The organism is Streptomyces sp. NPDC032721, from assembly GCF_055579625.1.
In genome coordinates this window covers 176,802-195,111 of record NZ_JBVIMX010000010.1, presented here as the reverse complement: position 1 = coordinate 195,111, position 18,310 = coordinate 176,802, and the positions used below count along the sequence as shown (strand labels likewise).

21 protein-coding genes are annotated in these 18,310 nt (G+C 70.0%); 10 read left to right on the top strand and 11 right to left on the bottom strand.

The window, feature by feature from the left end:
- Positions 1–145: 145 nt before the first annotated feature.
- A complete protein-coding gene (locus tag ACZ5PB_RS22235) occupies positions 146–1,084 on the top strand; it encodes an endo-beta-N-acetylglucosaminidase H (RefSeq protein ID WP_468693442.1) in 939 nt (312 codons plus the stop codon).
- Between the two features lie 162 nt (positions 1,085–1,246).
- Here the strand turns inward: ACZ5PB_RS22235 and ACZ5PB_RS22230 are convergent, their stop codons facing one another.
- Genes ACZ5PB_RS22230 through ACZ5PB_RS22220 form a run of 3 tightly spaced genes read right to left on the bottom strand, consistent with a single transcriptional unit; the run spans position 1,247 to position 2,944 of the window.
- Positions 1,247–1,516 carry a hypothetical protein gene (locus ACZ5PB_RS22230; RefSeq protein ID WP_468693441.1) on the bottom strand — a complete coding sequence of 90 codons (270 nt, stop codon included), beginning with the start codon at positions 1,514–1,516 and terminating at the stop codon, positions 1,247–1,249.
- A 21-nt stretch (positions 1,517–1,537) separates the two neighbouring features.
- Positions 1,538–1,930 carry a hypothetical protein gene (locus tag ACZ5PB_RS22225; RefSeq protein ID WP_468693440.1) on the bottom strand — a complete coding sequence of 131 codons (393 nt, stop codon included), beginning with the start codon at positions 1,928–1,930 and terminating at the stop codon, positions 1,538–1,540.
- Positions 1,931–1,942: 12 nt separating this feature from the next.
- Positions 1,943–2,944: an alpha/beta hydrolase family protein gene (locus ACZ5PB_RS22220; protein WP_468693439.1), complete on the bottom strand. Its 1,002-nt coding sequence runs from the start codon at positions 2,942–2,944 to the stop codon at positions 1,943–1,945.
- Positions 2,945–3,002: 58 nt separating this feature from the next.
- Here ACZ5PB_RS22220 and ACZ5PB_RS22215 point away from each other — a divergent pair, with 58 nt between their 5' ends.
- Positions 3,003–3,596, top strand: coding sequence for a helix-turn-helix domain-containing protein (locus tag ACZ5PB_RS22215; protein ID WP_468693438.1), 594 nt, complete (start codon positions 3,003–3,005; stop codon positions 3,594–3,596).
- A gap of 14 nt (positions 3,597–3,610) precedes the next feature.
- Here ACZ5PB_RS22215 and ACZ5PB_RS22210 read toward each other — a convergent pair whose 3' ends face one another.
- Positions 3,611–4,504: a hypothetical protein gene (locus ACZ5PB_RS22210; protein WP_468693437.1), complete on the bottom strand. Its 894-nt coding sequence runs from the start codon at positions 4,502–4,504 to the stop codon at positions 3,611–3,613.
- 183 nt (positions 4,505–4,687) lie between these two features.
- Here ACZ5PB_RS22210 and ACZ5PB_RS22205 point away from each other — a divergent pair, with 183 nt between their 5' ends.
- Positions 4,688–5,632 (top strand): universal stress protein, encoded by a 945-nt coding sequence (locus tag ACZ5PB_RS22205; RefSeq protein ID WP_468693436.1) that lies wholly within the window; start codon positions 4,688–4,690, stop codon positions 5,630–5,632.
- A gap of 43 nt (positions 5,633–5,675) precedes the next feature.
- Here ACZ5PB_RS22205 and ACZ5PB_RS22200 read toward each other — a convergent pair whose 3' ends face one another.
- Complete coding sequence (locus ACZ5PB_RS22200) at positions 5,676–5,870, bottom strand: hypothetical protein (RefSeq protein WP_468693435.1); 195 nt, start codon at positions 5,868–5,870, stop codon at positions 5,676–5,678.
- Between the two features lie 276 nt (positions 5,871–6,146).
- Here ACZ5PB_RS22200 and ACZ5PB_RS22195 point away from each other — a divergent pair, with 276 nt between their 5' ends.
- Both ACZ5PB_RS22195 and ACZ5PB_RS22190 read left to right on the top strand, forming a co-directional pair.
- On the top strand, positions 6,147–8,162 hold the full coding sequence (locus tag ACZ5PB_RS22195; RefSeq protein ID WP_468693434.1) for a transglycosylase domain-containing protein: 2,016 nt from the start codon (positions 6,147–6,149) through the stop codon (positions 8,160–8,162).
- An 82-nt stretch (positions 8,163–8,244) separates the two neighbouring features.
- Positions 8,245–9,546 (top strand): polysaccharide deacetylase family protein, encoded by a 1,302-nt coding sequence (locus ACZ5PB_RS22190; RefSeq protein WP_468693433.1) that lies wholly within the window; start codon positions 8,245–8,247, stop codon positions 9,544–9,546.
- 446 nt (positions 9,547–9,992) lie between these two features.
- Here the strand turns inward: ACZ5PB_RS22190 and ACZ5PB_RS22185 are convergent, their stop codons facing one another.
- The 4 genes from ACZ5PB_RS22185 to ACZ5PB_RS22170 form a co-directional block, all read right to left on the bottom strand.
- Positions 9,993–10,355 carry a DUF1048 domain-containing protein gene (locus ACZ5PB_RS22185; protein ID WP_468693432.1) on the bottom strand — a complete coding sequence of 121 codons (363 nt, stop codon included), beginning with the start codon at positions 10,353–10,355 and terminating at the stop codon, positions 9,993–9,995.
- 1 nt (position 10,356) lies between these two features.
- Positions 10,357–10,713 carry a DUF1048 domain-containing protein gene (locus tag ACZ5PB_RS22180; RefSeq protein WP_468693431.1) on the bottom strand — a complete coding sequence of 119 codons (357 nt, stop codon included), beginning with the start codon at positions 10,711–10,713 and terminating at the stop codon, positions 10,357–10,359.
- Entirely contained in the window at positions 10,710–11,036 is a 327-nt protein-coding gene (locus ACZ5PB_RS22175) for a PadR family transcriptional regulator (protein WP_468693430.1), read from the bottom strand. The genes ACZ5PB_RS22180 and ACZ5PB_RS22175 overlap by 4 nt, the downstream gene beginning before the upstream one ends.
- 129 nt (positions 11,037–11,165) lie before the next feature.
- The gene (locus ACZ5PB_RS22170) at positions 11,166–11,897 is read right to left on the bottom strand and encodes a MerR family transcriptional regulator (protein WP_468693429.1); all 732 of its coding nucleotides are present in this window, start codon (positions 11,895–11,897) and stop codon (positions 11,166–11,168) included.
- A 54-nt stretch (positions 11,898–11,951) separates the two neighbouring features.
- On the opposite strand from ACZ5PB_RS22170, the gene ACZ5PB_RS22165 reads away from it, so the two are divergent.
- From ACZ5PB_RS22165 to ACZ5PB_RS22150, 4 genes are all read left to right on the top strand, one after another.
- Complete coding sequence (locus tag ACZ5PB_RS22165) at positions 11,952–12,239, top strand: hypothetical protein (RefSeq protein ID WP_468693428.1); 288 nt, start codon at positions 11,952–11,954, stop codon at positions 12,237–12,239.
- Positions 12,240–12,327: 88 nt separating this feature from the next.
- Complete coding sequence (locus ACZ5PB_RS22160; protein ID WP_468693427.1) at positions 12,328–13,197, top strand: helix-turn-helix transcriptional regulator; 870 nt, start codon at positions 12,328–12,330, stop codon at positions 13,195–13,197.
- A gap of 95 nt (positions 13,198–13,292) precedes the next feature.
- Positions 13,293–14,084, top strand: a complete 792-nt coding sequence (locus ACZ5PB_RS22155) for an SDR family NAD(P)-dependent oxidoreductase (protein ID WP_468693426.1) — start codon at positions 13,293–13,295, stop codon at positions 14,082–14,084.
- A gap of 6 nt (positions 14,085–14,090) precedes the next feature.
- Complete coding sequence (locus tag ACZ5PB_RS22150) at positions 14,091–15,647, top strand: MFS transporter (RefSeq protein ID WP_468693425.1); 1,557 nt, start codon at positions 14,091–14,093, stop codon at positions 15,645–15,647.
- Positions 15,648–15,744: 97 nt separating this feature from the next.
- Here ACZ5PB_RS22150 and ACZ5PB_RS22145 read toward each other — a convergent pair whose 3' ends face one another.
- On the bottom strand, positions 15,745–16,317 hold the full coding sequence (locus ACZ5PB_RS22145) for a peptidase inhibitor family I36 protein (RefSeq protein WP_468693424.1): 573 nt from the start codon (positions 16,315–16,317) through the stop codon (positions 15,745–15,747).
- A 378-nt stretch (positions 16,318–16,695) separates the two neighbouring features.
- The gene (locus ACZ5PB_RS22140; protein ID WP_468693423.1) at positions 16,696–17,472 is read right to left on the bottom strand and encodes a hypothetical protein; all 777 of its coding nucleotides are present in this window, start codon (positions 17,470–17,472) and stop codon (positions 16,696–16,698) included.
- Positions 17,473–17,533: 61 nt separating this feature from the next.
- Between ACZ5PB_RS22140 and ACZ5PB_RS22135 the strand changes: the two genes are divergently transcribed.
- On the top strand, positions 17,534–18,277 hold the full coding sequence (locus tag ACZ5PB_RS22135; protein ID WP_468693422.1) for a VOC family protein: 744 nt from the start codon (positions 17,534–17,536) through the stop codon (positions 18,275–18,277).
- Positions 18,278–18,310 lie beyond the last annotated feature (33 nt).

The following is an 18,310-nucleotide window of genomic DNA, read 5'->3' as shown; positions in this document are numbered from 1 at the left end:
GGTGTGCCGTGCGGCGTGGGTGGAGGTTGTGAAGAGTTCACTCCCGCCTCTCCGGATTCGGTCACAGGGGCGGAAAACTCTGAGCACTCAGTCGGCGCGTTCGACCAGGTTGGGCGCCGACCTACGCGAGGGAGACCGATCAACGATGTTCAGTCTGGTACGCGGCAGGGCGCGGACGGCGGCGTTCGCGCTCTCGGCCGTCGCCGCTCTCACCTTCGGCACCATCACCACGGCCGGCGCGGCAGCGGCCCCCGCCCCGGCTCCGGCCCCAGCCCCCGTTCCGAAGAAGCAGGGCCCGACCTCGGTGGCGTACGTCGAGGTGAACAACAACAGCATGCGCAACGTCGGCAAGTACACCCTCGCCAACGGCGACAACGTCTTCGACGTCGCCGTGATCTTCGCGGCGAACATCAACTACGACACGACCAAGAAGGCGGCGTACCTGCACTTCAACGAGAACGTGCAGCGCGTTCTTGACAACGCTGTCACGGAGATACGGCCGCTCCAGCGGAAGGGCATCAAGGTCGTCCTCTCGGTGCTCGGCAACCACCAAGGCGCGGGCTTCGCCAACTTCCCGTCCCAGCAGGCGGCTTCGGCGTTCGCCAAGCAGATGTCGGACACCGTCGGCAAGTACGGGCTCGACGGCATCGACTTCGACGACGAGTACGCCGAGTACGGGAAGAACGGCACCGGCCAGCCCAACGCCAGCTCGTTCGTGCACCTGGTGACGGCGCTGCGCGCGAACATGCCGGGCAAGATCATCAGCCTCTACAACATCGGCCCGGCCGCGACGCGGCTCTCCTACGGCGGCGTCAACATCTCCTCCAAGTTCGACTACGCCTGGAACCCGTACTACGGAACCTGGCAGGTCCCGGCAATCGCCCTGCCCAAGTCGAAGCTGTCACCGGCGGCCGTCGAGATCGGCGGAACCTCCCGGGCCACGGCCGCCGACCTGGCCCGCCGTACCGTCAGCGGGGGATACGGCGTCTACCTGACGTACAACCTCGACGGAACCGATCGCAGTGCCGATGTCTCGGCGTTCACCAAGGAGTTGTACGGCAGCAATGCCATCTACACGCCGTAGGTGAAGGGGCTCGCGAGCGGCACCAATGACAACGCTGTCATCGTCGTCGTAGTCCCGCTCCGCGAGCTCCCGGTCGTGCCGGGCGGTGGTCGCTCCCTTGCGGGTCGGCCACCGCTTCGGGTGTTTCGGAAGCGGAACCCGGGCGGAGGGGGTGGGCGGGTGTCAGTGGTGGGTGGTCATGTGGGCGAGGGTCCGCTCGGCGCTGTCGGGAGCGAAGGCGCCGTCGATGCCTTCGGCGGCTCCCTCGGCCGCTTCGACGGAGCGGGGAACGAGGACGCCCTCGCGGGTGCCGTCGCCCAGTCCCTCGGCGCCGCGCCGGACGACCTGCGCAGTGCCGCCCTGGCCCGCTTCGCGCTGGAGACCTCCCCCCTCGCCCACCGCGCCGACGACCCCGAACGAGCCGTCGGCATCGCCTGCGACCTCCTCGACCACGGGTGGAGCGCGCCCGTGCGTTCAGGACGCCCGGATCGCCCGGTCGATCTCCGGTCCGGTACGGGCCACCACGACCGGGCACTCGTCCCTGAGGGCGGCGGGCAGGTGCTCGCGGTCCTCGTCCCGCTGGATCATGGCCGGGCCGCCCGGGACGATGAGCACGGCATCCAGTCGGCGCAGCAGGACGGCCAGGAGGTTCATGATCCCGCCCCCGCCGAAGTGGTTGAAGGTGATGCTGCCCGGGCCGGTGAGGTACACATCCGCTTCCTCCCCGTCCCCCGTACGCAACTGCAGGAAGTCCGCTCCGGGGTCCGGCGCCACGGCGTAGGGGTCGAGGACCTCGTGGGCGGCGTTCATGTCCAGGGGTGCCGGCTCGCCGTTCTCGAAGCGGCACACGAAGATGTCGAAACTCATGGAGTCCTCTCGCTACTGAGATGCCCGGCCGGGGTTCAGCCAGTTGGCGATGTCGGTGATGACGGCGGGGTCGACGTGCTGCGGGGATACGTATTCGGTGGGGCTGGAGGGTCCCGTGCCGGGGAAGAACAGGTGGTTGTCGGCCTCGTAGACGCGGATGTCGACTTCCGGGCGGTCGGCCAGGCCCGTCCGCCAGCGCACCAGGTCGTCGGCGACGGTGACTTGGTAGTCGCGTCCTCCTTGGAGGACGAGGATCGGCTTGTCGTCGGCGAGCGCGGCCGCGATCGCGACCGGGTTGTAGTCGCGCAGTTCCAGCCAGTACGGCGCGGATAGACCGAACGGCAGATCCGCTGCGGGGGTCGAGGGTGCGAGCCCGGCGCTGTCGACCAGGGCGGCCTGCCGCTGGAAGGTCTCGATGAGTGTGGACGGAACCTGGTCGGGGAGCAGGGTGTTGAGGTGGCGGACGACGCGGACGGCGGCGTGGTGCATCGGCTCGGTGTCGCCTGCCATGATCACCAGGCCCGCCACCGCGGGCTCGGCGGCGGCGACGGCGGGGGCGACCTTGCCGCCCATGCTGTGGCCGAGGACGAAGACCCGTTCGGGGTCGACCGAGGGGTGGGCGCGGAGCAGGCCGACCGCGGCGACGGCGTGCGGTACGTACTCCTGAGTCATCGTCAGCTCTGGTGCTACTGGTGGCGCATCGCCCTGCGCGTACGTCGCCTTGTCGAAGCGCAGCACCGTCGCCCCCCGGCTGGCGAGTCCCCAAGCCAGGTCCTTGAGCGGCTTGTTCGGCCCGCAGGTCTCGTCGCGGTCGAAGGGCCCGCCACCGGCGAGCAGCACCACACCCGGGCCGGGCGCCTGCCCGCGGGGGACGCTCACTGTCCCCGGCACCGTGAACGAGACGGTGCCGAGGGTGACTTCGTGCTCGCTGAAGCAGTCGGGATCCGCGTAGGGCGGGGGCATCCAGGCGAGTTCCGAGCCGGACACGGACTCCGTCGAAGCGCCGTCGGGCATCTCATCACAACCTTTCTCAAGGAATGCGAAAGGTAGCATGGCGTGAGATCATTGTGGGATGGATGCCTTCGAACTCTTGGCGCACCCCGTGCGGTTGCGAGTGGTTCATGCGATGTGCGGCGGCAGGGAGCTGACCACCGCCGAGCTGTGCGCCCGTATCCGCGACGTCTCGAAGGCCACGGTCTACCGGCACGTCGACCTGCTCGCGGCAGGCGGGGTCCTGGAAATCGCCGACGAGCGGCGCGTACGCGGTGCGGTCGAGCGGCGCTACCGGCTTCGCCGCGACCGGGCGGGGATCGACGCGGACACGGCCGGTTCGCTGTCGCTCGACGACCACCGCAGTGCGTTCGCCGCTGCCCTGGCGGTCCTGGCCGCCGAGTTCACCGGGTATCTCGACCGCGAGGCGGCCGATCCGGTGGCCGACCTGGTCGGCTACCGGCAGCACGCCGTCTGGCTCAGCGAGGGGGAACTGCACGGGATGATCGCCGGGATGCGGGAGACCATCGCACCCCAACTGGCCAACGAGCCGTCGCCCGACCGCGCGCAGTACCTGATCAGCCCGATCCTCTTCCCCGTCGAGGCGCCGCCGACCGGGCCGGGCGCCGAGAACGCCGACGAGGCCAGTGATCAGCGCTCGGGATCCGGCAGCTGACCGCTCCGGGACCTTCAGGCCCGCGCGGGCGCCAACCACCGTTCCGCGCGCGCCCGTTTGTCGGGGTCGTCGGAGCGGCGGGCGTGCGCCAGCAGCCGAGCGCGCAGTGGTTCGGGCAGGCGGGCGACGTCCCGCTTCTGGTGCGGGCGGCTCTTCCAGCCCACCAAATGCCGTACGGCGCCCGCGTCGTGGCGCTCCTCGGCCCGGGGGTCGGCCAGGGCGGCGAGCAGGTCGGCGATCGGTGTCCTGCCGAGGAGTTCGCCGGGCACGCCCTCGTGGACGGGATACCCGGAGCAGCGACCGCTGCCTGATCCGTACCAGCCGAGCAGGGCCAGCACACGCTCCACCGGGTCGGGGACGGTCCGGCGCAGGCGGTCCGTGAGTTCCGTGAGCAAGGCGGGGGAGGCCGTGCCGCCGGTGCGGGAGAGGCCGAGGATGCGGTCGGCGGTGTCCTCCAGCCCGGCGGGCATCGCGGCGAGCCAGTCGCGTTCCTCGCGGGTTCCTTCTTCGGCTCGCTGCTGAGTGGCCTCGAACTCCCGTAGCGGGCCGGGCATGCCGTGCCCGCCCAGCCACTCCAGGAGCAGGCGGCCGTCGACGAGGGTGGCGTCGCCGTCCCACTGCTCCCACCTCAGGGTCGCGCCGTGGTGCAGGACAACGGTCGCGAGGCGGCCGCCGGTCCGGTCGAGCACTTCGAAGCAGACGTCGCCCCAGCACATGCACATGAACCCGGGCAGCGACTCCACGGCCATCGCCGTCCGGAACCGGGCCGACTCCGCCGGATCGGAGAGGTCCACCCGGAGTTCCCTGAGCTCCCCGAGCTCCCCGGCCACCCCGGATCCGCTCACCGGACTCACCCGGACCGCGTGCGCCTGCTCCAGCACGCTGTCCAGCACCGCCGTTCCGTCCATGACCGATCCCTCCCCGCCCGGGCGGCCGCCGGTGCGCGGCCCGCCCGATTCCACCGCGGCCGCCTACCGCCCCGCAACCCGGTTACCCGGGCTCCGGAGCACGCTCCGGAGCACTTCGGGAAAACGGGACACACGGGACCTTCGTCCCTGCCCTCCGTGCCCCGACCGGCCCAGGATGGAGGCATGAACACCCTTCCCGTGATCACCGCAGTCGACGGATCCGACCACAGCCTCCGGGCCCTCGAATGGGCCCTGGCGGCAGCGCGCAGCCGAGGTACGGGGTTGCTCGTCGCCCACATCAGGGCGGACCACACCAAGGCGCTGCCGATGGCCGGTTCGGCGCCGATCGTGCCGCCGGTCGACCCCGTGCCGGTCCTCGCCCACATCCGGGAGCTGATCGAGAGCCGGGAGGACAGTGCCGAGCTGCCGCCGGTGACGTACGAGACGGTCGACGGGAGCCCCTCCTCCAGCCTGGTGGCACTGAGCGAACGCGGGCAGCTGCTCGTCCTGGGCTCGCGCGGGCGCGGCGGTTTCGCCAGCCTGCTGCTCGGTTCCGTCAGCCGTGCGTGCACCGCGCGGGCGGCCTGCCCCGTGGTCGTCGTACCGCACGCGGCGCGCACCGAGGAGGCCGAGGCGGCGGACGGCAGGGCGGACGGCGCGGCGCACGCACTCGCTCCGGTGGTACTCGGGTTCTCGCTGGAGGAAACCGGCGACGTCGTCGTGGAGTTCGCCTTCGAGGAGGCGAAGCGGCGCGGTGCCCGGCTCCAGGTCATCACCACGTACCCGGTGCCCCTGTCGACGCTCGCCCTGCTGGGCGGGGACGCCGAGGGGGCGGGCGCCCAGGGCCACCCCGACATCGAGGCGGACCTGATCGAGGCCCAGAGCCACCGGCTCCGGCCCTTCGTCAAGCAGTACGGGGAGGTGGAGATCGAGCAGGTGGTCACGGCGTCCGATGCGGCGGGCCGGCTGGTGATCGCCTCGCAGAAGGCCGGGCTGCTGGTGGTGGGGCGGCACAGGCGCAGGCTGAGCGCCGACACCTTCCTCGGCTCGGCCGCCAACGCCGTACTCCAGCACGCGCACTGCCCGGTCGCGGTGGTACCGCCACAGCCCGCGCGCCCGCTGGGCTGAGCCGGCCCTGCAAGCCCTCCCGGGCCTGCCGCTTGTGTGTGCGTTACGGAGCCGCAGGGGCCGGCGCGTCGTCGGCGAAGAGGCCGAGGAAGAGGGGCCGCGCCTCGATGACCCGCCGCATTTCGCTCCAAGCCGGCGCGAAGACCGTACGGATGGGCGGGGAGTACGCGGCCGTCGCGGCGGGCACAGGCGCGTGGCGCGTGTCCGAACTCCCCGCGGACCACCCGGTACGGCTCACCGCCGCACTCGACGCGGCGGACGTCCCGTGGCTGGCGGCCCGGCTGCCGGTGCCGGTCCACTGGTCCGGGTGTGCAGGCGGAGGTGGTCGCGACCGGCCGAGACCGTCCGTACCGGCTGACCCTCTTTGGGTACATATCCGAAATCCCCGCCTGTTACCGGCCGTTCATGCCTTGGTGAGTGCTGGACACCTGCACGTTCCTGTTATCTTTGCGTGACTTCGCGGCATGACCCTCCGTGACGCTTCGGCCTGAGTTCTCTATACAGCAGGACGGGAATGACCAAGCACGACAGGTTCAACAGGGCAACGCAGGCCGCACGTGGGGTAGTTGCGCCCGGGCGGGGCAGGAGGAAGCGCCCCAGAACGCGGTCCGTGAAGCTACGGCTGCCCAAGAGACCGGACTACCCCCGCACCGGGCGGCGCGGCTGGCGCCGCTGGGTGCCTTCGTGGCGCCAGGTGCTGGGTACGGCGGCGACGCTCATAGGCGTGCTGACGGCGACCGTCGCCGTTGCGTACGCCCGTACGGACATACCCGACAACCTCAACGCCTTCGCCACCCAGCAGGACAACATCTATTACTGGGCGGACGGGACGCCGATGGCGCGCACCGGGTGGGTGAGCCGTCAGGAGATGGGACTGGAGAAGGTCCCCGAGCACGTACGCGGGGCGGTGCTGGCCGCCGAGAACCACAGCTTCTACTCGGATCACGGCGTCTCGCTCCAGGGAGTCACCCGCGCGCTCTGGCAGACGGTCGGCGGTGGGGAGACCCAGGGCGGCTCCACCATCACCCAGCAGTACGTGAAGAACGTCTATCTCTCCCAGGACCGCTCCTTCTCGCGCAAGTTCACCGAGATGCTCATGGCGATCAAGCTCGACCGGCAGCGGAGCAAGGACCAGATACTGGAGGACTACCTCAACACCAGCTGGTTCGGGCGAGGTTCCTACGGAATCCAGCGGGCCGCCCAGGCGTACTACGGCAAAGAGGTCACGCAGCTCAACGTCAGCGAGGGCGCGTTCCTGACCGCCCTGCTCAAGGGCGCGTCGCTCTACGATCCCGCCCTGGGCCCGGCCAACCGCAAGCGCGCCGTCGAGCGGTGGAAGTGGACGCTGGACCGCATGGTGGAGGTCGGCAGGCTGAGCCAGGCCGAGCGGGCGCGGTACACCAAGTTCCCCGAGCCCAGAACGACCCCCAGGGCGAACACCACCAGCGGGCAGGACGGCTATCTGGTGGAGCTCGCGGAGGCGTACGCCAAGCGCGCGGGAAAGATCCCCGAAGCGGCCTTCGACCTCGGCGGATACCAGATTTACACGACCTTCGAGAAGCCGAGGATGGCCGCCCTCACCGCGGCGGTCAAGAAGTCGCGCGAGACCCTGGACCCCAAGACGAGGGACACCGACAAGCACGCCAAGTTCGGCGCCTCCTCGGTCGCTCCCGACGGGCGGATACTCGCCGTGTACGGCGGCCCCGACTTCCAGAAGCAGGCCTTCAACGAGTCCAACACGGCCACGGTGCCCGCCGGTTCGGCGTTCACCCCCTTCGTCTACGCGGCCGCCCTGGAGCACGGCGTCCAGCGCGAGCGCACCGGCCCCCGCACCCCCGTCAGCCCCTCGACCTTGTACGACGGGAACGACGACCTGCCACTGATGACCCCGGAAGGCCCCTACTGGGACCGGGGCGGCAAAATGGTCAAGGGCCAGAACGACGGCAACCGCTCCTACGGGCGCATCTCCCTGCGGGAGGCCGTGACACGCGGCGCGAACACCCCCTTCCTCCAGCTCGGCATGGACGTCGGGCTCGACCTGGTGCGGCAGACCGCCTTGAAGTCCGGGATGCTCGCCTCCAACTTCGGCCCGCCGGTGCCCGCCTTCTCGCTGGGCAACTCCACCCCGAGCGCCATCCGCATGGCCAATGCGTACGGGGTGTTCGCAGGCGGTGGCATGCACACGGACCCGTACTCGGTCGGGAAGATCACCCGCAACGGCGAGCCGGTACCGCTGCCCCGCCCGCGCGCGGTGCGCGCCCTGAGCCGGGAAGTGGCGGGCCAGGTCACCGAGGCGCTCACCCTCAACGGCGAGGACTTCTCCGGCAAGACGGGCGTCACGCACGACGACACCGCGCGCTGGTACGTCGGCTTCACCGAGGAGGCGTCCACGGCGGTCGTCGTCTACCGCATGGACCTCACCAAGAGCCTCGCACCGCTGCCGCTGAAGGGGTTCGGCCGGGATCCGGAGGCCGCCGGGAAGATGCCGGCGGAGATCTGGGACCGCTACACGGCCGCCCTGCGGCGGTGACACGCGCCGTGCTGCCCACCGTGAAGCGCACCGCTGAGCCTTCGCCCCCGTACTCACCCCACCTCTGTCTGGAGCAGTCGCGATGATCTGGAAGAAGTCGGCCACGCTGCGCGCTCGGATGCGCACCAGGACCGGCGTCGGTGTCGGTGTGGCCGTGGCGCTCGTCGCCTCGCTCTCCACCGCGCTCGCCGTCACCGCTTCGGACGATTCGCCGGACGACGGCACGAACGCCCAGGCCGGACCGAGGACGACCGCCGCCGCGCCGAAGCCCACCGAGGGCAAGAAGCCGCCGGGCGCCGGCCAGGGCAAGGAGGAGAAGTGGGACGGGCAGGTGCGGGTGCTGGGGGACGGCTCCACGTCCTACACCGGCCCGCAGCCCGGCCAGTTGAAGGCACAGCGTCTCAAGCCCGGTGAGAAACCGCCCCAGTTCGTGGTGTTCTCCTGGGACGGCGCGCTGGAGAGCGACGATCGGCTGTTCTCCCGCTTCCGGCGCGTGGCGAAGGAGAACAACGCGAACATGACGTTCTTCCTCACCGGCATCTACCTGCTGCCGAAGGAGAAGAAGAGCCTGTACGCACCGCCGCAGCACAAGACCGGCTCGGCGGCGATCTCGTACCCGACGGACGCGCACATCCGGATGACGCTGGAGCAGCTCGGCGGGGCCTGGAAGGAGGGCAACGAGATCGGGTCGCACTTCAACGGGCACTTCTGCGGCAAGAAGGGCGGCGGCGACTGGACTTCGGCGGAGTGGACGTCGGAGATCGACCAGTTCTACTCCTTCGTGCAGAACTGGAAGACGAACACGGGCATGAAGAACCTCGACCCGCTGCCCTTCGACCCCACCCGAGAGGTCGTGGGCGGACGCGCGCCCTGCCTGGAGGGGCAGAAGACCCTCATACCGGCGACCAAGCCCTTCGGCTGGCGCTACGACGCCAGCTCAGCGGGCGACTTCCAGATCTGGCCCACGAAGAAGGACGGCATCTGGGACCTGCCGCTGCAACTGCTGCCCTTCCCCAAGAAGCAGTTCCAGGTGCTCTCCATGGACTTCAACTTCCTCTACAACCAGTCGAAGGGGAGCACCGAGGGCGACCCGGCGAAGTACCAGGAGTGGCGGAAGGAGGCCAGGGACGCCTATCTCGCGGGATTCCAGCGGGTGTACCACGGCAGCAGGGCACCGATGTTCATCGGCAACCACTTCGAGGACTGGAACGGCGGGATCTACATGGACGCCGTCGAGGACGTGATGAAGGACGTCTGCCGCCGCAAGGAAGTGCGCTGCGTCTCCTTCCGCGAACTGACCAACTGGCTGGACGCGCAGGACCCCAAGGAACTGGCCAAGTGGCGGCTGCTGGACCCGGCACAGCCGGCGGGCTGGAAGCCGTAGGGGCATCGCGGTCACCGGCACCGGCACCGGCAGGGCCGGGCCCTGCCCGGTGGTCCGGCGCCCCGGTGGTCCGGCGCCCCGGTGGCCCGGAGGCCCGGTGGCCCGGAGGCCCGGCGCCCGGGTGGTCCGGCGGTCCGGCGCCCGGGTGGTCCGGCGGTCCGGCGCCCCGGAGGCCCGGTGGTCCGGCGGTGCGGCGGTGCGGCGGCCCTGCGGCCCTGCGGCCCTGCGGCCCGGCGCCCGGGTGGTCCGGCGCCCCGGTGGTCCGGTGGTCCGGCGGCCCTGCGGCCCTGGTGGCCCTGCGGCCCGGTGGCCCGGCGGTCCGGCGGTCCGGTGGCCCTGCGGTGCGGCGCCCTGGTGGCCCTGCGGCCCTGCGGCCCTGCGGTCCGGTGGCCCTGCGGCCCGGTGGTCCGGCGCCCTGGTGGCCCGGCGGACAGGGCCTGCGGGTGCTAGTTCCCCGCCCTGTTGGCCTTGTTGGCCTTGTCGGCCTTTCCTGTGCTGCGCGCCTGCTTGTCGATGGACGCCTGGTAGGCGTCCGCGTAGGTGGGGGAGTCCTTGATCAGCTCGTCGCAGAACGCGGCGACGTCCGCGCCGATGAGTTCCAGGACGCCCTTGCCCGCAGCGGCGCCCTCCTCGAAGAAGTCGACGATCCCGGGGAGCAGGGGCCCGTCCGGCAGGTCCACCGGCCCGACCTTGAACAAGTACTTCTGCATCTCCTTGTAGACGATCTGGTAGTCCGGCGGCAGCGCCTTGACCCGGGCGGTGTGCGCCCGCCACTGCTTCTTGCCCTCGATGATGTCCTGGATGCCCATGTCAGCCTCCCAGCCGGCTCAGTTTCCTGGCGACGTTCCTGTTCAACTGCTCGCGCCACCGGTCGCGGTAGGTGCGAGCCCCTTCTCCACCGGCCAGCGCCGTACAGAAGCCCGGGACGTCGTCGCCGAGCACCTCGGGGACGCTCTGTCCGTCCGCCGCCGTCTCTTCGAGCAGCCCGAGGGCGGAGTCGAGGATCGGCATCAGGTTGCGGCCGGTGAAGTCACCGTGGGGCATGAGGTGGACCTTGATCTGTTCCCACGCTGCCCGGTAGTCGTCCGGCAGGGCCGAGGCCCGTGCTTCGAACGCCTTCCACTCCCTGGTGAGATCGCTGCCCGTGATGGTCTCCCAGAAGTTCATTTCCCGCCCTCCTTGAGCCTGTTGATATGTGAGGAGACGTAACTCCACTTCGCCCAGAACTTCGCGAGTTCCTCGCGTCCGGCGTCGTTGAGCGCGTAGAACTTGCGCGGCGGTCCGACCCCGGAGGGGCGTTTCGTCACCTGGACGAGTTTGTTCCGCTCCAGCCGCATCAGGATGGTGTAGACCGTCCCCTCGACGACGTCGGTGAAGCCGAGCTCGTTCAGCCGGCGGGTGATGGCGTACCCGTAGGTCTCCTCGCTGGCGATGATTTCGAGCACGCACCCTTCGAGGGTGCCCTTCAACATCTCCGTAAGGTCGTCCACTGCGAATCCTCCTCGACCTCGGTACTCCGTAGTGCCGAGTACCACTACAACGTATCACTGAGTACTGGAATCTGCCAGCAGTCGGCGAGCGAGTGCCGGGCAACCGCTTGTGAGCACCTGCGGGCCGAGTCAGGCACCCAACTGCGTGCGGATGAGGGTGTCGAGCCGCTGCCACGCCGGGGAGGAGGCGTTGACCGTTCCCTGGATGAGGGCGGGGATCTCGGAGACCGCATCCAGTTGGGGCGGGGCGTCGGTTCCGTAGCGTTCATGGGTCGCCCCGACGATGCGGCGGGCGAGGACATCGATACGGGGATCATCGGCGTCGAGGTCGTGCGCCTGGTCGTAGTCGCGGAAGAGCTGCCGCAGCGCCGGATCGGCCAGGGTCTCGGCCTGGTCGTGGAACAGGGTGGGCGCGAGGTCAGGGTGGGTGGCGAAGACGAGGATCCACAGGTCGCGTTGCAGGTCCACCCACCGAGCGGTGAATCCCCACCCGGCCAGGTCCTCCAGATGGGCGCGGACCTCGGGGGGCAGCGGTGCCAGCCGCCCGGCGGCGAGCTCGCGCAGACGGCCTTGCGTGGCGCGCAGGCCACGGATCCTGGCGGTGAGCCCGTCGTCGATCTCGTGCAGCGCCTGCTGGAACTCCTCGTCGCTCGCCGACCTCAGGCCCCGGATGCGGGCCAGCGGGACCCCGGCTTCGGCGAGCGTCCGGATCTTGATCAGGTCGATGGCGTCGTTCGCGCCGTACCGCCGGTAGCCGGATGCATCGCGATCGGGCTCGGGGAGCAGCCCCTTGTCGTGATAGACGCGAACGGTCTTGGTCGACACCCCGACGTACTTGGCCAGCTGTCCAATGGTGAGCACCCGGTCATCGTGCCACTTGACCTTTCCCCTGGGGCAGGGTCGCAGGATGGCGGCATGGAGAACACGAACACCGACCGGGAGACCCTGCGCGAGCTGGCGGACGCGGGCAACGAGACCGCCCTGGACCGACTGGCCGACCTCGCCGACAAGGCCGACGACCTGGACGAACTGAGCGAACTGCTGGACGAGGGCTCCCTGCACGCGGGGTTGCTCCTCACCCGACGCGCGGCCCTCGACGGCGACCTGCGCGAGCTGCAACGCATCGCCGACGCCGGGTACGAGGAGGCCGAGGACGAGCTGAACCGACTGCTGAAGGCACCGGCCGCCGGGCATCGGGACTGAGGCTCCGACCGGCCCGTCAGCCAGCCGTCCCCGTCGGCCGTGCGGCCCGCAGGGGACGTGCCTCTGCGGTGCTCCTTAGCATGGCCGGATGGACATTTCAGGTCTTCCCGCAGACGCGCGACAGCGGCGCAGCTCAGAAATACGTGAGTTCCTCCGCTCCCGGCGGTCCCGGCTGACGCCCGAGGACGTAGGCATGCCCGCAAGCGGCGGGCGGCGCACGCCCGGGCTGCGGCGGGAGGAGGTGGCCGTGCTCGCCGGGGTCGGGGTGTCCTGGTACACCTGGCTGGAACAGGGGCGGGAGATCAACGTGTCGGCCGGGGTGCTGGACGCCATCGCACGCGTCCTGCGCCTCGACCCCGCCGAGCGGGAGCACCTGTACCTGCTCTCCGGGCTCAACCCGCCGCAGCCCGGGCGCGCGTCGACCGCCGGACGCCGGGAGGTACCGCCCGGTCTCCAACGGGTGATCGACGGCTGGCTGCCGCGTCCCGCCTACATCATCGACCGGCACTGGAACCTCGTCGCGGTCAACCGTGCCGCCCGCATGGTGTTCGGGTACGGCGGGGACGACCACAACTGCCTGGTGAGCTTCTTCGTCAACTCCCGTTACAGTGCGGCCATTTGCCAGTGGGAGGACGCCGCGCGGGCCATCGTCGGGCAGTTCCGCGCGGATGCCGCCCGCTACCCCGACGACCCGGAGTTCAGCCGCCTGGCCGCCGACATGTGCGCGGTGAGCCCCGCCTTCGCCGGTGTATGGGCGGAGCATCCCGTCGGCTCCGCGACCCAGGGAGTCAAGGCCCTCGCGCACCCGGAGGCCGGTGAGTTGACCTTCGAGTACGCCTCGCTGCCGGTGCCGGACCTGCCGGGCCACCGCCTGCTGTTCTACACCCCCGAGGTGCGCGGTGACACCGAGTCCCGGCTCACAGCGCTGCTGGAGGTACGGGAACCGGACGCCGTCTGAGAGTCCGCAGGCCGAGGACCGCCGAGGGTGGTGGTGGCAGACCCAGGTTCGCCCGGCTCTGCCTCATGTATGCGCACCGCTTGAGGATCATCGGCATGAACCGACTCAGTGGACTCGACCGACTCAACGGACTCAACCGACTCACCAACAAGACGGTGCTCATTACCGGCGGCACCAGCGGCATGGGGTTCGCCACCGCGCGCAGGCTCCTGGACGAAGGCGCGTACGTCGTCGTCACCGGGCGCGACCAGGAACGCCTGGACCGCGCCACGGCCCGCCTCGACACCGCCGAGCGGACCCTCGCGGTCCGTGCCGATGTGGCCTCGCTGACCGATCTCGACCGTCTGGCGAGGCAGATCGAGACCTGGCGCGGCAGTGTGGACGTGGTCTTCGCCAATGCGGGTGTCGGGGTCTTCAAGCCGAGTTCGGAACTCACCGAGGCCGACTTCGACCACGTCGTCGACGTCAACTTCAAGGGTGTCTTCTTCACGATCCTCAAGGCTCTGCCCCTGATGCGGGACGGCGGCTCCATCGTCATCAACGCCTCCTGGACCCTGCACCGAGGTCTGCCCGTCGCCTCGGTCTACTCCGCCAGCAAGGCCGCCGCGCACAACCTCGCGCGTACCCTCGGCGCCGACCTGGCGCCGCGCGGCATCAGGGTCAACTCGATCAGCCCCGGCTACATCGATACGGAGATGTACCGGGAGGCGAACCCCGGCCCCGGCGCCGAGGCACGCAACGCCGCGGAGGTGCCCCTCGGCTCCCTCGGCCACCCCGATGACATCGCGGCGGCCGTGGCCTTCCTGGCGTCCGACGACGCCTCGTACATCACCGGACAGGACCTCGTCATCGACGGCGGTCTCGTCGGCTCCGTGCCCGGGGCGTGACCGCGAATGCCCGAGACGAACCCGCGCACGAACCCCGCTGTCACGCTGGCCGCGGTCCTCCTCACGCTGCTGATCCTCCCGACCTCGGTGACGGGCTCGGGGGTGGCGCTGCCGCACATCGGCCGCGATACGCACGCCCCCCTGGCCGCGCTCCAGTGGGTGGTGCACGGCTACAACCTCACCTTCGCCAGCTTCATGCTCGCCTGCGGTTCGCTGGCGGACCTCATCGGGCGGCGGCGCGTGTTCCGTACCGGCGCGGCACTCTTCGCGGTGGCCTCGCTGGCAAGCACGTTCGCGAACGACATCCTTCTGCTCGATCTGTCCCGCGCCGTGGCGGGCGTCGGCGCCGCCGCACTGCTGACCAGCGGCAGCGCGATCCTGGCCGCGACCTTCGAAGGCACAGCCCGCACCCGGGTGTTCGCAACCGTCGGCATCATGACGGGCGCCGGGCTCGCCCTCGGCGCGATGGTGGCCGGGGTACTGGCCGACGCGTGGGGCTGGCGCTCGTTCTTCGGCGTGCACGCGCTGTCGATGGTGCTGGTGATGCTGGCCACCGCCGGCATGCGGGAGTCCCGCGACAGGTCGGCGGCCGGGGTCGACCGGTGGGGCACGGTCACCTTGGTGGCCGCCCTCTTCCTGCTCATGCTCGGGGTGGTCGAAGGACCGCAACAGGGCTGGGCCAGTACGAGCGTGCTCGGCATGCTGGCCGGGTCCGTGGTGCTGATGGTGGTGTTCGTCCTGGTCGAGCGGCGACAACGGCATCCGATGCTCGACCTCACACTGCTGCGCAACGCCAGGTTCGTGGCTCTGTGCCTGATCCCCGTCGTGGTCACCTTCGCGTTCGTGATCCTGCTGCCCCTCTTGCCGAACTACCTTCTGGTCGGGGGCCGGACGACCAGCCGGACGGCAGGCATCACGATGCTGCTGATGACCCTGCCCATCCTTCCCACCCCGGTTCTGGCCGGGAAGCTGATCAAGTGGGGCCTGTCCCTGCGGGCCGTGCTGACCGGCAGTCTGGTCCTGCTGACGCTCGGCGTCGCCTGGCTCGCCCTCGTCCTGCGTCCCGGCGTCGGTGCGGCCGAACTGGCCGGTCCCCTGATCACGCTCGGAGTCGGGCTGGGCCTCAACTTCGGCCTGGTCGACGGTGCCGTGCTGACCGTCGTACCACCGGAGGCCACCGGCACGGCCGCGGGCTTCCTCAACACCATCCGCCTGGGCAGCGAGGCCCTCGCTATCGCGGCGGCGGGCTCGGCACTGGTCAACCTCCTCCAGGGGAGGCTGAGCGGCGGCTCCGGCCACATCCCCGGCTACCACGGCACTCCGGAGGCCCTCGCCAACAGCGTGAACTCGGGCGACCTCACCGGCCCTCTGTCCACCGTCCCCTCCGACGCCCGTTCCCAGTTCTTCGATTTCGTGGCGGAGGGCTTCACCGAGTCGTGGCACCTCGTGCTGTGGGGCAGTGCGGCTCTCTGTGCGCTGCTGTCCGCGGGCATCTTCCTCATGCTCGCCGAACCCGCCGAACCCGCCGAACCCGCCGGGCTCCCCGAGCGGAGTCCCCGCTGAAGGCGGCGGCAGGTGCCTGCCGGAAGGAGTGGGCCCCGCCGACCTGTCGGCGGGGCCCACTCTCACCGCTGCTCCATCACTGCCGCACTGTGTCCTGTCAGCAGGGCTTGACCGTCCAGACCGGGTCCCAGTTGTAGGACGGGTGGTAGCTCGGTGCACCGAGTGTCGTGTAGATGACGGTGCCGCTCTGGTTCTTGAACTGGGCCTTGGTGCCCGGTGTTTGGTTGTTGTAGAAGGAGCCGTTGCCGACCCAGTTGGTCAGGCCGTAGTTTTGGCAGTAGTACAGGGACAGCCGGTCACCGGTGCCGTTGGTGCCCCGGTACATGCAGAAGTTCCCGTAGTCGCACTCCCAGGCGAGCGCGTTCCGCGCGCTGTTCGGTGCGGCCAGGTCGCGTGCGTACTTCTCGCCGGGGACCGCGACCAGCATGCTGGCCCCCCGGAGTTCGATCTCGTTGGCCGAGACCTGGCGTCCGCCCTGTTCGGCGAGCCGGCTCTCCACCCGCTCCTGAAGTGCGTCGGCCTGGGCCGACGTCAGCCCGGCGTCCCGGGCCTGTGTGCTGAACTGCTGACGGTTCGTGCTGGTCCCGGAATCGGCTACTGCGGAACCGGTCATACCCAACGTGACGAGCGCTGCGGCCACCACGGCGGTCACTGTGCGTCGGCTGAACATCGGCATTCCACCCTGTCCTCGGGGTCACGACGCGTGCACTCTCGCAGCGCCGCGCAACGCCGACAAGGCGGCTCTGATCCGTTTGTCCGGAACAGGGCATGTTCTCTTTACGGAGATATTCAGGGCGATTTCGACGGAGTTCCAGCACAGCACACCCGCCGCCCGAATCTGTGGCGAGCTCCCTCCCTGACGCGAGGCTGGCCGAATCCGCGACACTGCCGCCATGGATACGGATCACGTGGAGATCGCCAGGCAACTCGTGCGGAACCGCGAAGTCCCACGAGGCTGACGGAACAGGGGAGTTCACGGACGCGGTGGAGGCTGGTCGGACGAATCCCGCACAGTCATCCATCCATCCATCCACACACCCGCGCGGCTTCAGACTCCCGAACCCACCCCTGCCGCTTCGCGTGCTGAGACGAGAGCCCGCTGTCTGACCTCGCCCCACAACTGCATCGTGGTGGCGGCCAGGACGTCGTCCCTGCCGACGGTCCGCCCGTCTCCCGCGCGGGACGTGAAGGCCCTGACGGACTCCGGCAGCACGAACGGGGTCGGGTCAGCCGGTTCGCCCGGTGTCACCAGAGTGACCGAGCCGAACCGTTTGATCCCGCCCTCCCGGACGACCATGGCCGCGTCCCGGGCGAGGTCCGACATGAACACGCTCGCGAGCCCGTCCAACTCCCGCACCATCGCCGGGACAGCCGCCGTACCCCGCTCGCGCAGCAGCCTCCTGATCCCGGCCTCGAACCTGTGGGCACCCACCACGGCACTCGGCTTGCGCGACTGGCTCCGCTTGGGAGCGCGTACGACGACACCCTCGGCGTCGCGCACCACCCCGTTCAACCCCTTGAACGTAGGGCTGTGGGCGTACCAAATGCTCCCCACCTGCAGCTCGATGTCCTCGTCGATGGCTGACACAAGGTCCTTGGGAAGCAGCTTCGTTCGGGCCTCCTCCCGCGCTGCTCGCCGCGCGCCGTCAATGATGTCCGTCAGTACCGTCCGCGTCACCGACGCGGCAGCCCGCGCGGCCGACCGCGAGACGTGCAACGGGGTCACGTCCCTGAACACCGTCTTGACCAGCGGAGGCTTGAACGGAAGTGACGCTCCTTGCAGTCGGTAGGCATGCTCTCTTGCGGCACTGTGATTGTGGTTCATGATCACTGACTCGACACCTCACGCCCTCACGCCCGTTGACGGGCCTTCTAGGATCTTCGCCATGGCAACACGACTCGTACAGATCAATATGAAGGCCCATGACGACGCCGCGCTCGGCAGGTTCTGGGCGGAGGCGCTGGGTTGGGGCATCGACAGCGAAGGCCCCGGCGTGACCAACCTCGAACCCGTCGGCATCGCGTACCCCGACCCCGTGGCCGTGTGCATCGACATCATCGCCCGCCCGGAACCCAAGACGGTCAAGAACCGTGTGCACCTCGATCTGGCCACCACCTCAACCGCCCATCAGGCGGAGCTGGTCGCGCGCTTGCAGGATCTCGGTGCGACGCTCGCCGACGTGGGGCAGGGCGACGTCCCCTGGACGGTCATGGCCGACCCCGAAGGCAACGAGTTCTGCGTCCTGGAGCCCCGCCCGATCTACCAGGGCACCGGGCCGGTCGCCGCGGTGGTGGTCGACTGCGCCGACCCGCGGGGGATGGCCCGCTTCTGGGACGCGGCGATGGACTGGACACTGCACGCGGTCACCGACGACCAGGCGACCATGCGCTCCGCCAAGGGCGTGGGGCCCTACCTGGAGTTCGTCCGTACTCCCGACACCAAGAGCGTGTGGAACCGGGTCCACCTCGACGTCTGCCCGTACCCCGATGACGACATGGCAGCGGAGGCGGCCCGACTGCGCGCACTGGGCGCCACCGACCCCGATCTTGGTCTTGATCAGTCCGCGATCTCCTGGACGGTCCTGGCCGACCCGGAGGGCAACGAGTTCTGCCTCCTCTCGCCTCGCTGACGGGACGGCGCGGGGGCGAGCCGGGGCGCGTCG